Genomic DNA, 11,686 nt, shown 5'->3' on the forward strand with positions numbered 1-11,686 from the left:
GGTCAATGACCGGTTCGCGCTGGGTCACAGGAGTGGAACAGTGCCGGGCGGAAGCCTCCGACGCCGCGTCGGCGGCCCCCGGCGGAGTCCGAGTGCGCCGGAGGCCGGGGCGTCAGAGGCCGAGTTCGCTCAGGCCCGGGTGGTCGTCGGGGCGGCGGCCGAGCGGCCAGCGGAACAGGCGTTCCCCGTCGGTGATCGGCAGGTCGTTGATGGAGGCGTGCCGCCGGGCCATCAGGCCGTCCGGGGCGAACTCCCAGTTCTCGTTGCCGTAGGAGCGGTACCAGTGACCGGCGTCGTCCTGCCACTCGTAGGCGAAGCGGACCGCGATCCGGTCGCCGTCGTACGCCCAGAGCTCCTTGACCAGCCGGTACTCCCGCTCGCGCTGCCACTTGCGGGTGAGGAACCCGGCGATCGGGCCGCGGCCGGTGAGGAACTCGGCGCGGTTGCGCCAGCGGCTGTCGGGTGTGTAGGCGAGGGCGACGCGCTGCGGGTCGCGGGTGTTCCAGGCGTCCTCGGCGGCCCGGACCTTCTGCCGGGCGGTCTCCTCGGTGAACGGGGGAAGCGGCGGGCGCGGCGCGTCCTGCTGCGGTCCGAGCTCCTGCGGTCCGTCGTGCCGGTTTCGGTCGTGCTGCGGTCCGTCGTGCTGCGGTCCGTCGTGCTGTCCGGGCATGCGTGAACTCCTCGAGAACGGGCATTCCGCCGGCGAGAACGATCGTTCTCACGGTCCTGGCTACGATAGGAGAATCATCGTTCTCGCGCAAAGGGCACGGCAGATGGAGCAGGAAGACCCGCGGACCCGCATCCTCGACGCGGCCGAGGAGCTGTTCTACGGACAGGGCATCCAGGCGGTCGGCATGGACGCCGTCCGGACCGCCTCGGGCGTGACGATGCGCCGCCTCTACCAGCACTTCCCGTCCAAGACCGACCTGGTCGAGGCGTACCTGCTGCGCCGCGACGGCCGCTGGCGGGGGAGCCTGGCCGTGCACGTCTCCCGGGCCGGCGGCTCGCCCCGGGACCGGCTGCTCGCGGTCTTCGACTGGCTCGGCCTGTGGTTCGCCGAGCCCGGTTTCCGGGGGTGCGCCTTCGTCAACTCCTTCGGCGAACTCGGCGCCACCACGCCGGTCGTCGCGGCCGCCGCGCGGCACCACAAGGAGGAGTTCGGCGCCTACCTGGCGGCCCTGACCGAGGCCGCCGGAGCCCCGCCCGCCACCGCCGCCCACCTGGCCCTGCTCGCCGAGGGGGCCATCACCACGGCCGCCGTCCACGGCGACCCGACGGCCGCCGCCGACGCCAAGGAGGCCGCCCGCGTGCTGCTGGACGCGGCGCTCGCGCGGTAGTGGCGGGCGGGGCACCGCGTCCAGCAGCAGGCGCGGGGCCCGGCCGGGGGCATTCCCGTCAGGGCGCGTCGGTGTGGGTCAGCGTCTCCCAGCCGATGAAGTAGTTCGCGCCGAACGGGCTGTGCGCGGCCACGTACTTCTGGGTCTGCGGCATCGCGATCCCCTCGCGCAGGTGGTACTCGTCGTACGCGAGCTGCACGGCGGGGCCGAGGCCGGTCTTCACCGCGCCGCCGCACAGCCAGCCCGGCGCCTTCGCGCCGTTGTCGTACGCGGTGTGGAACTCCAGGGCCTTGATCAGCCGTTGGCGCCCCTCGGCCCACAGGTCGAGCCCCTGGAGCCGGGCGGTCTCGGCGGTCTGCGCGGCGGCTTCCAGCCCCCAGCCGGTGTGGCCGAAGTCCCGGCAGGTCTCCTGCGCCAGCCCGTCCACGAAGGTGGACTGGCCGTTCCAGTACGTGACCAGCGCCGACCGGCCCTCGATCCCGGCGCGTGGCGGCGGGACGGGCAGCGGGCCGTCGGAGGAGAGGTAGACGTACGCGGGCAGGCGCTTGCGCCACAGGTCGACGGCCTGGTCGAAGAGGCCGCGGTCGTCCAGGAAGACCGCGATGCCCATCAGGGCGTCGGTCTGGATCAGCTCCCAGTTGCCGTTCTTGCGCGGGCTGCCGGGGGTGAGTTGCGGCACGTAGACGGTGCGCAGCATGGTGGCGAAGCGGTTCACCGAGGCGGTGGGCCAGTCGGCGCCGGTGTGCCGGATCAGCTCGGCGGCGCGGGCCCAGTTGTTGCCCGCCCAGCCGGTCTGCAGCGGGGCGTTGCTGTTGGTGTGCTCCTTGATGACGGCCGACCAGGCGTCCATGATCTGGATCGCCTTGTCGGAGTGCCGGTGGTCGCCGGTGAGCGCCCACTGCAGGGCCTGGGTGTACGCGGCCATCGAGTCGTCGCGCTCGTCGGAGCAGCCGTTGTTCGGGTTCGAGCTGGAGCCGCACTCCACGGTCGCGCGCGGCTTCGGCTTCCAGTCCGGGGAGGCGTACGTGCTCGCCCGAAGGTCGGCGAACGCGGACTTCCACGGCTCGGCCCCGGCGGCCACCTTGCCCTTGGCGAAGGCGAGTTGCTGCGCGCCGACCAGCACGCCGGGGTGCTGGAAGGCGGCCTGCCGCGGGCGTTCGGCGGCCGGGGCGCCGACGGCGGACGCGACGGTGGACGCGGTGATGGACGCGGTGGTGGTGGACGCGCCGGCGCCGGCCGGTGCGGAGGCGAGCGGCAGCAGGAGGGCGGAGAGTGCCGCTCCGGCGACCAGTGTCCTGACGGTGCTACGGCCCATGGGGACGTCGTCCTCTCGGGGGAGGGGCGTGCTCGGTCGTGACTCTCGTTAGGAAACCTTCCTAACCTGAGGCATTGAACCACCAACCCCGGGTGTGCGGAACATGCCAGGCGCTGGCGGCTCCCGGCGGCGTTTATCGGCCGTTGATCGTCGCCGCCTAGCGTCGGGCGCATGGACGAGAGAGCGGTCGAGCGGCCGGGGGCGGCGCCCGAGGGGCGGATGACGGAGCAGGACGCCGAAAGGTTCCGGCAGTTGCTGACACGGCTGGAGAACTCGCTGGCCGCGGACCGGGAGGCGGCGGGGCGTGAGGCCTGAGGTCGCCGCGCGGCGCCCGGTGGCGGTGCTGCCGCTCTGGCTACGGGGCGCGGGCGCGGCTGCGGGCGCGGCCGGGAGCGCGGGAACGGCCACGGGTGCGGGCGTGGCCGCGGGCGCGGGGTTCGCGGACGTGGACCGGTCCGGGGTGCTGCGGGGGCACCCCGGACCGGCCGGGACCGAGCAGTCGGGGGCGGCGGGGGAGACCGGGAGGGCGGCCGTCGGGGCGCGCGGCTGACGGCGGGTCAGCAGTCGCAGCCGCAGTCACAGCAGTCGCAGCCGTCACAGCAGCTGCAGCAGTCCCCGCACCCGTCGCAGCCGCTGCAGCAGTCGCAGCAGTCCGGGCAGTCGCAGCAGTCGTGCCGCTCGCAGAAGCCCTTCCGGCGCCGGCGGCTGAACGGATCGTCGTGCTCGCAGCAGAGCAGCTGGCACGTGCAGGCCATCAGCGCCCAGACCGCGCAGCCGGCCAGCAGGTTGCGCGGGCGCGGCGGCTTCTCGCCGGGCGGGGTGAAGCCGGGTCCCTGCGGGATCCACGGCGGGACCGGCGCGGTCGGGTCCTGGCCGGGCGGCGCCTGGCGCGGCGGCGCGTCGTGCGGGTGCTCGCCGGAGGGCCCGTGCACCGGGTCTTCCACCGCGCCACCGCCCTTGGCGCGGCACGAGCCCGCGTGCCGGGCGCCGAAGACCCGGTCGACGGCGCTCTCGGTCTCGTGCGCGAGCAGGACGTGGACCAGGGCCCGGTCGGTCAGTTCGACCTCGCGCAGGGCGAGCCGGATGCCGTGCACGGCGTCGCGGCAGAGCCGCTCGGCCTCGGCCCGGTCGGTGCCGGTGGCGGTGAGCGGGTTCCAGGCGCCGGAGGCGGCGTCGGCGGCCTGGTCCTCGGCGGCGTCGAGCAGGTGGGCGAGCCGGCCGAAGAGCCGCCCGGCCTCGGCGAGCGGGGCCGCGTTGCCGGGTCGGCCGGCGATCACGGCGGTGTGCGCGAAGGCGGCCGAGGTGGCCGTCTCGGTGGGCTCGGTGACCAGCAGGACGGACCCGCCGGGCCGCAAGCAGCGTTCCAACTCGCCCTGCCGAGAAGCCGCTTCGAGCAGGACGGCGGTGTCGAAACCGACCGTCGAGGCGCTGCCGGCGCTCTGTCGGTCCCAGCGCCGGGTGACCGCGCGGGCCCCGGCGGCGACCGGGCGGCGGGCGAACACGCCGTCGCGGTCCTCGACGTGGTCGCGGATCTTCACCGAGGCGAGCGCGAGTGAGACGGCGGCGGCGAGCCGGGCGCCCTCGCCCTTGGCGACGGAGGCGGTCCGCATGCCGCGCAGCGGGCAGGGCCCGGCGGTGCGGCGCCAGGAGGAGTCCTCCCGGTCGGCCTGCGCCTCGACCAGGACGGAGATGATCAGACCGTCGTAGTTGGTGGCGGTCCGGGCGAGCTGGCCGTGGTCGTCGCGCAGCGCGAGGCAGAGCCCGCACAGGTGGGCCATCCAGGAGGCCTGCAGCCGCTCGGACAGCCGGTGCCTGCACGGTCTGATGATGCCGAACACGATCGTCCCCCTCGCCTCTCGGGCCGCTGACCGGCCACGATTCGCCGCACATCATATGATCAGCGGCGCGCGTGGGCCGAGCCCTCAACGAGCAGGAGGCGCCCGCGTGCAAGTCCGGTTCCCGGCGGAGGCCGTCCGGGCCGGCGCCGAGAACTCCCCGCCGGGCGCCGGGAGTACGGCGCCGGGTATGGCCGGGGGTACGGCCAGGAGTACGGCCGGGGGAGGCCATGAGACGGGCGGCGCCGCGGCAGTGGGCTGCGCCCGTCACGTCGACGCGGCGCGTGACCGGGCACGGGCCCCGGCACGGCATCCGGCACGCTGGCGGAAAGCCCGCCGAGGGGATCTCATATCCGGGATAGCATCGCGAATATGGGAATCGACACGGCCGCCGACGAGCGGCTGGCACAGCGCCTCGCCGAGCTGAGGCTCGAACGCGGTTGGACCTTGGAGGAGTTGGCGCGGCTGGCGGACGTCAGCCGGTCGACGCTGTCGCGGGTGGAGCGGGCGGAGGTCAGCCCGACGGCGGCGCTGCTCGGGCGGCTGTGCGCCGTCCACGGGCGGACGATGTCGCGGCTGCTCGCCGAGGTGGAGGCGGGCCCGGCGCGACTGGTGCGCGCCGGGGAGCAGCAGGTCTGGCGGGACGCCGAGACCGGCTTCGTCCGCCGGTCGGTCTCGCCGCCGCACGGCTCGCTGCGTGCGGAGATCGTCGAGGGCCGGCTTCCCGCCGGCGCGGACATCGCGTACGACCGCGCCTGCGTGCCCGGCCGGGAGCACCACCTCTGGCTGTTCGAGGGGCAGTTGGAGCTGACGGTGGACGGCGAGCCGCAGCTGCTCGCCCCCGGTGACTGCCTGCGCTACGTCGCCGGGACGAGCCGCTTTTGCAGCCTCGGCCCCGGTGAGGCCCGGTACGCGCTGGTGGTGGTCGAGCCGTGAGCGCCGCCACCGGCCCGATAGCGAAGGAGCGGTTCGACGCGGCAGGCCGCCGCGTCCTGCTGGTCTGCGTCGCGGGCGGCTTCACCACTCTGCTTGACCAGTCCGTGCTCAACACCTCCATCCCCGCCCTGCGGGAGACCCTGCACGCCGGGCCCGCCGACCTGCAGTGGATCGTCGCCGGGTACTCGCTCGCCTTCGGTCTCGCGCTGATCCCCGGCGGACGCCTCGGCGACGTCAAGGGCCGCAAGTGGTTCTTCGTCACCGGGCTCGCCCTGTTCACCCTGGTCAGCCTGGTCTCCGCGACCGCCGCCGAGCCCGGGGTGCTGATCGCCGCCCGGCTGGCCCAGGGCGCGGGCGCCGGACTGGTCAACTCCCAGATGATCGGCACCCTCCAGGACGTCTTCGACGGTCAGCTGCGGGCCCGCGCCCTCGGCATGTACGCCGTCACCGGCGGCCTCGCCTTCGCCCTCGGACCGCCGATCGGCGGCGCGGTGCTGGCGGCGGCCGGCCCGGAACTCGGCTGGCGGCTGACCTTCCTGCTCAACGTCCCGTTCGGTCTGGCCACCGTCGTCCTGGCCGTCCGCCACCTGCCCAGGCCCCGCCCCAGCGCCCGGCACGCCGACCTCGACCTGGTCGGCCTCCTGCTGGTCGGCGTGCTCACCCTCGTCCTGATGCTGCCCTTCGTGCAGCCGCCCGGCTGGACCGGCTGGTCGGCCTTCGCGGCCGTGGCCCTGCTCCTGCTCGGCGCCCTGGCCTGGTGGCAGCGCCGCTACGCCCGCGCCGGCGGCCACCCGCTGATCCACCCCGCGCTCACCCGCTCCGCGCCGTACGCGCTCGGCACGGCGACGGCGATGGCCCAGTTCGGCTCCTCGCTGGCCGCCTCGCTGGTCCTCACCATGTTCCTCCAGGACGGCCTGGGACTCTCCCCGATGGGCGCCGCGCTGGTCGCGCTGCCCTCCGCCGTGGCCATGGGCGTGGCCTCCGCGCTCGCCTGGCGGGTCGTCCAGCGCTTCGGCCGGCGCACCGTCACCGTCGGCATGGCGGGCTCCGCCCTGACCATGCTGGCGAGCGGACTGGTCGCGCACTGGTCGCCCGCCGCCGTCCTGCCCTGGCTGCTGGCCTTCCTGCAGCTCCTCGGCGGCGCCTCGATCGGCCTGATGGGCTCCACCAACCAGGCCTACGTGCTGCGCCACGCGCCCGCCGAGGCGGCCGGGGTCAGCGGGGCGATCCTGCAGATGGCGCAGCGGATCGCGGCGGCGGTCGCCGTCTCGGCGCTGTCCGGGGTCTACCTGCGGCAGACCGCCGCCGGCGGCGGGCACCGCTCCGCCTACCTGGCCGCGAGCGCGGTCTGCGCGGCGGTGGCCGGACTGGCCGTCCTGGCATCCGTCCTGGCCGGCCGCGCCACCACCCGGGAGCAGCCCGAGGCCGAGCCGGCCGCACCGAGCCGGACGCGGACTCCCGTCCGCTGAGCCGGAGGGCGGGTACCCGTCCGCTGAGCCGGAGGGCGGATACCCGTCCGCTGAGTCGGAGGCGGGCGCCCGACCACCGGCCGGGCGCTGACCGCACCGTGGTGGGCTTGACCTCCTCCCCCTCGTGGACGAGGGGGATTCCCGCCTGGTCCGCCCAGAAGGCGAAACGCCGCAACCTGTCCCGCCGCGCGGGAAGTTCGTTTCCTCCCCCGACTGAAGCCGGGGGCATCCACGAAGGAGCCCAGATGACCGAGACGCGGACCGTGGACCTGCCCGACGTGACGCTCGCCTACCGCGAGAGCGGACCCGCCGACGGCCCGCCCCTGGTGCTGCTGCACGCCCTCGGTGAGCGCGGCTCCGACTGGGACGTCGTCCTGCCCGCTCTCGCGCCCGCCCACCACGTGTACGCGTTGGACCTGCGCGGCCACGGCGACAGCGGCCGGCCCGGGGCGTACAGCCTGCAGGCCATGCGGGACGACGTGCTGGCCTTCCTCGACGCGCTCGGCCTGGACCGCGTCGACCTGGTCGGCCACTCCATGGGCGGCGCCGTCGCCCAGCTCCTCGCCCAGGCCGCGCCAGGGCGGATCGGCCGGCTGGTGCTGGAGGAGATCCCCGCGTTGTACCCGCGCCCCGCGAGCGTGCCGCCCGACGACCCGGACCAGGACGTGCACTTCGACTGGGCCATGGTGAGGGCCGTGAAGGCCCAGCTGGACGAGCCCGACCCGGCCTGGCGGGCCGGGCTCGCCTCGATCACCGCCCGCACCCTGGCGGTGGCCGGCGGCACGGCCAGCCCCGTCCCCCAGGAGCGGATCGCCGAACTCGTCCGGCGGATCCCGGACTGCCGCCTCGTCACCGTCGAGGCCGGACACCTGGTGCACGCTGCCCGGCCCGAGGAGTTCGTCGCCGTGGTGGCGCCGTTCCTCTCCCGCTGAAGCGCTCCCTCGCCGAACGGCGGCCTGCCACCGAACCGCTTTCCCGCCGAACCCGCCGGGAGCTACACGCCGTGCTCGGCGGGCAGCCGCCCGCTGCGCACGGCGGTGAGCAGATCGGCGTGGTCGGCCTCGGTGCGGTCCGCGTAGGCGACGGCGAAGGCCGCGATCGCCTCGTCCAGGGCGTCGCCCTTGCCGCAGTACCCGGCCAGCAGGCCCGGGTCGGCGGTGTGCGCGTGCGCCCGGGCCAGCAGGGCTCCGGTGATCCGCGCGTAGTCGTCGAGCTGCGAGGGCTGCAGCGCCGCCGGGTCGACGCTGCCCTTGCGGTTGCGGAACTGCCGTACCTGGTACGGGAGTCCGTCGACCGTCGTCCAGCCCAGCAGGGTGTCGCTGACCACCTGCATGTGCTTCTGCCCGAGCACCACCCGGCGGCCCTCGTGGCCGTCCCGGTCCACCTGCGGCAGGTACGGCAGCAGCGCGGACGGCCGGGCCTCCTTCACCTGCAGCACCAGCGGCTGGTCCCGGTGGTCGGTGAGCAGCACCACGTACGAGCGGGTGCCCACGCTGCCGGTGCCCACCACTCGGAACGCCACGTCCTGTACCCGGTAGCGGGACAGCAGGGCGCGCACCTCGGCGGGCACCGTCGCCACGTAGGCGCCCAGCGCGTGGGCGACCGCCCGGGCGGTCGCGTCGGACACCTCGGTGAGCACCGGGGGAGCGGCCGTGAAGCGCCAACCGCCGTCCGGCGTACGGGTGGTGCTGCGGGCGGCGAAGCGCGCGCTGGTGTTGCCGAGTGCCTTGGCCCCGACCTTGCGCAGCACGTCCGCGAGGTCGTGCGCCTCGGCGAAGGACACCAACTGCTCGTCGGCGACGGCGTTCCAGGCGTCCAGCGCGGGCAGCTTGGCCAGCGTGCGCAGGGTCCGGCGGTACGAGCCGACCACGTGCGCGGCGGCTTCGCGCGCGGTGCTCTCGCTCGCGCCGACCTCCCGGCCCGCCAGCACCAGGCTGGCGGCGAGCCGCTTGACGTCCCACTCCCACGGGCCGGGCACGGTCTCGTCGAAGTCGTTGATGTCCATCACGAGTTGGCCGCGGGCGTCGCCGTACAGGCCGAAGTTGGCGGCGTGCGCGTCACCGCACAGTTGGACGTCCACCCCGGTCGCGGGCGTGCCCGCGAGGTCGGCGGCCATCAGTCCGGCCGAACCGCGCAGGAAGGCGAAGGGGGTGGCGGCCATCCGGCCCACCCGGATCGGCACCAGCTCGGCGATCCGGCCCGCGTTCGACGCCTCGATCGCCTCGACGGCGGTCGGCCGTCCGGCGCCGAGGGCGAACTCCGCGTGTCGCTCCCGGGGCAGCCGCGCCCGCAGCGCCTTCCCGCGCTCCCGCGCCCGGCCGTCCTGCGCCGGCGCGAACCCGGCCACCGCGAACCCGCGCCGGGCGGGCCCGCCCCGGCCGTCCGCGCGGTCCGGACCCTGCTGGGCCCCGACGCGCGGTGCGCCCCGGCCTCCTGCCGTTCTCGGCTCCGCCCCGTCCACTGCCTCGGTCATCCGCGCCACCGCGCCCCGCCCGTCCCTTCCGGTCCCTTACCCGCCCGCGACCTGCGCGGATGGTTCACGGGGGGAGTGACGTCCGGGGCGGTGCGGTGGTTCCGGTGGGGCGGGTGAGACTCGTCCCGCCCGGGGCGGCCGGTGCGGAACGGCCGCCCCGGGCGGGTGCGGAACGGCCGCTCCGACGGGTGCCGGACTGCCCTCCACGGGACGCGGCGGCGCTGCGGCGAACCGCCCGACGCGTCCGGTGGAGTGGCCCGTCAGCCCGTCAGCCCGTCAGCCCGTCAGCCCGTCAGCCCGTCAGAGCAGCCCGTCCGCCGTCGGAGCGGCCCGTCAGCCCGTCAGAGCGGCAGCAGCTCCGGCCGCTTGGGCTCGACGTGGTCGCCGGAGGACTCGCCGCGCAGGCGCCGTCCGACCCAGGGGATCAGGTGCTCGCGGGCCCACTGGATGTTCTCCCGGCGCTGGTCGGCGGGAGTGAGCACGCGGGCGTCCGGCCACGGGGCCTCGGGGTCCTGCTCGGTGGCCAGGCCCAGCGAGCGGGCGGCCAGCAGGGCCACCCGCTGGTGGCCCTCGGGGGACAGGTGCAGGCGGTCCTCGCTCCACGCGCGGCGGTCCTGCACCGAGCGCAGCGACCACAGGTCGGCCACCTTGCAGCCGTTGCGGTCGGCGACGGCGCGCATGTGCCCGTTGTAGGTCGCGATCTTGCCGCGCAGGTGCTTGAGCAGCGGCACGTCGCGGGTGTCGAAGCCGGTGCAGATCAGGACCGTCCCGGCGGCCTCGGTGAGCCGGACGACGGCGGCCTCGAAGCGCTCGGCCACCTCGTCCGGGTCGGCGCCCGGGCGCAGGATGTCGTTGCCGCCGGCGCAGAAGGTGACCAGGTCGGGCTGGAGCCTGCGGACCTGCGGCACCTGCTCGGCCGCGATCTGGTCCAGCAGCCGGCCGCGCACCGCCAGGTTGGCGTAGCGGAACTCGCCCGGGGGCCGGCCGCCGGCGAGCATCCCCGCGAGGCGGTCGGCCCAGCCGGCGAACCTGCCGTCGACTCCGGGGTCGTTCAGGCCTTCGGTGAAGCTGTCCCCGAGGGCGGCGTACGAACTGAGGTCAAGGGTCTCCTGGAGGTTCGGCATGAAAGAGATAGTTCACCCAATCAAGTGACCTACGCCACCGTAGGTGACCCTGGTGGCACGTGAGATGGACCACGTATCCTCGCCGGCCGTCCGCCAGGGCCGCCCTGCCGCTCAGAGCGCCCCGTCCCGGAAAGCACAAGATCCTTACCCCCTATCGCTTGTGGCGCCGAGCGGCCGATGCTCGAAGGGAGCGGCCGCCCCGGCCGCCGTCCTTCGGGGAAAGGCAGCCATGGGCACGCACCCGCGCTCCGACGCGTCCGAGAACTGGTCCATCGACGACCGCTGCACCAACTGCGACGTCGCCCGGCAGCTCGCGCCCGGGCTGGTCCGCGAGCACGCCGGCCGCTCCGAGCTGGTCCGCCAGCCGCGCGGCGAGGCGGAGCTGCGACAGCTGCGGGCCGCCGCGCACGCCTGCCCGCCCCGCTCCATCCGCCCCGGCTCCGGCCTGCTCGACCCGGGCTCCGACCCCTTCCCCCTCGCGCTCGACGACGGGGTGCTGCTGCTCGGCCACAACTCCCGATGGACGGCGGGCGCCAACTCCTACCTCTGCCGCCGTCCCACCGGCTGGGTGATGGTCGACACGCCCCGCTACAGCGAGTCGCTGGCCGCCCGGTACGCCGAGCTCGGCCCGGTCACCGACGTCCTGCTGACCCACCGGGACCACGCCGCGCACGGCCGGGCGTGGGCCGACCGGCTCGGCGCCCGGCTGTGGATCCACGAGGGCGACCTCGCCGCCGCGCCCGACGCGGACCGGGTGCTGCGCGGCACCGGGCCGGTGGAGGTCTCCCCCGGGCTGGTCGCCCTCCCGTTCCCCGGCCACACCCTCGGCAGCGTGCTGTACGTCGCGGACCAGCGGTACTGCTTCAGCGGCGACAGCCTCTACTGGTCCCGCACCACCGGGGACGTGGAGGTGCAGGAGGCCGTCACCTGGTACTCGATCGAGGAGCAGGCCGCCTCGCTGGAGCGCAATCTGGGCGTGCTCCGCTTCGAGTGGCTGCTGCCCGGCCACGGGGACCGGCGCCGGATGTCCGGGGAGGAGGCGGACCGCCGGCTGCGCTCGCTCGCCGAACGCGCCCGGAAGCTGCGGCCCGCGCCGGTGGACTTCACCGCGGTCCGCTGGTAGCCCGGGCGCGCAGCCGCCGGAACCGCGTGGGGGAGCCCGTGCGCCGGGGCTCGCGCCGGTTGCGCGGGGGCGTG

The 11,686-nt window shown here is 75.3% G+C and carries 11 protein-coding genes; 6 read left to right on the forward strand and 5 right to left on the reverse strand.

The annotated features are described in order from the left end of the window. Nucleotides 1-112: 112 nt before the first annotated feature. Nucleotides 113-670, reverse strand: a complete 558-nt coding sequence (locus tag ACZ6Y7_RS06205) for a nuclear transport factor 2 family protein (protein ID WP_465756647.1) — start codon at nt 668-670, stop codon at nt 113-115. A 103-nt stretch (nt 671-773) separates the two neighbouring features. Here ACZ6Y7_RS06205 and ACZ6Y7_RS06210 point away from each other — a divergent pair, with 103 nt between their 5' ends. Beyond that, nucleotides 774-1,337 (forward strand): TetR/AcrR family transcriptional regulator, encoded by a 564-nt coding sequence (locus tag ACZ6Y7_RS06210; RefSeq protein WP_465756648.1) that lies wholly within the window; start codon nt 774-776, stop codon nt 1,335-1,337. A 58-nt stretch (nt 1,338-1,395) separates the two neighbouring features. Here ACZ6Y7_RS06210 and ACZ6Y7_RS06215 read toward each other — a convergent pair whose 3' ends face one another. Further along, nucleotides 1,396-2,652, reverse strand: a complete 1,257-nt coding sequence (locus ACZ6Y7_RS06215; protein WP_465756649.1) for an alginate lyase family protein — start codon at nt 2,650-2,652, stop codon at nt 1,396-1,398. Nucleotides 2,653-2,823: 171 nt separating this feature from the next. Between ACZ6Y7_RS06215 and ACZ6Y7_RS06220 the strand changes: the two genes are divergently transcribed. Continuing rightward, on the forward strand, nt 2,824-2,967 hold the full coding sequence (locus ACZ6Y7_RS06220; RefSeq protein ID WP_465756650.1) for a hypothetical protein: 144 nt from the start codon (nt 2,824-2,826) through the stop codon (nt 2,965-2,967). A 242-nt stretch (nt 2,968-3,209) separates the two neighbouring features. Here ACZ6Y7_RS06220 and ACZ6Y7_RS06225 read toward each other — a convergent pair whose 3' ends face one another. Next, a complete protein-coding gene (locus ACZ6Y7_RS06225; RefSeq protein ID WP_465756651.1) occupies nt 3,210-4,490 on the reverse strand; it encodes a DUF5685 family protein in 1,281 nt (426 codons plus the stop codon). Nucleotides 4,491-4,859: 369 nt separating this feature from the next. On the opposite strand from ACZ6Y7_RS06225, the gene ACZ6Y7_RS06230 reads away from it, so the two are divergent. The 3 genes from ACZ6Y7_RS06230 to ACZ6Y7_RS06240 all read left to right on the forward strand — a co-directional run bounded on the left by ACZ6Y7_RS06230 (nt 4,860) and on the right by ACZ6Y7_RS06240 (nt 7,824). Further along, nucleotides 4,860-5,423, forward strand: a complete 564-nt coding sequence (locus ACZ6Y7_RS06230; protein WP_465756652.1) for a helix-turn-helix domain-containing protein — start codon at nt 4,860-4,862, stop codon at nt 5,421-5,423. Continuing rightward, entirely contained in the window at nt 5,420-6,892 is a 1,473-nt protein-coding gene (locus tag ACZ6Y7_RS06235; protein WP_465756653.1) for an MFS transporter, read from the forward strand. Before ACZ6Y7_RS06230 ends, ACZ6Y7_RS06235 begins: the two co-directional genes overlap by 4 nt. Before the next feature lie 245 nt (nt 6,893-7,137). Beyond that, on the forward strand, nt 7,138-7,824 hold the full coding sequence (locus tag ACZ6Y7_RS06240) for an alpha/beta fold hydrolase (RefSeq protein WP_465756654.1): 687 nt from the start codon (nt 7,138-7,140) through the stop codon (nt 7,822-7,824). Between the two features lie 62 nt (nt 7,825-7,886). Here ACZ6Y7_RS06240 and ACZ6Y7_RS06245 read toward each other — a convergent pair whose 3' ends face one another. Both ACZ6Y7_RS06245 and ACZ6Y7_RS06250 read right to left on the reverse strand, forming a co-directional pair. Next, complete coding sequence (locus tag ACZ6Y7_RS06245; RefSeq protein WP_465756655.1) at nt 7,887-9,365, reverse strand: DUF2252 domain-containing protein; 1,479 nt, start codon at nt 9,363-9,365, stop codon at nt 7,887-7,889. 341 nt (nt 9,366-9,706) lie between these two features. Continuing rightward, nucleotides 9,707-10,489, reverse strand: coding sequence for an SGNH/GDSL hydrolase family protein (locus ACZ6Y7_RS06250; RefSeq protein ID WP_465756656.1), 783 nt, complete (start codon nt 10,487-10,489; stop codon nt 9,707-9,709). Nucleotides 10,490-10,718: 229 nt separating this feature from the next. Here ACZ6Y7_RS06250 and ACZ6Y7_RS06255 point away from each other — a divergent pair, with 229 nt between their 5' ends. After that, nucleotides 10,719-11,612, forward strand: coding sequence for an MBL fold metallo-hydrolase (locus tag ACZ6Y7_RS06255; RefSeq protein WP_465756657.1), 894 nt, complete (start codon nt 10,719-10,721; stop codon nt 11,610-11,612). The last annotated feature ends 74 nt before the right edge of the window (nt 11,613-11,686 follow it).

The organism is Kitasatospora sp. NPDC053308 (assembly GCF_055585785.1).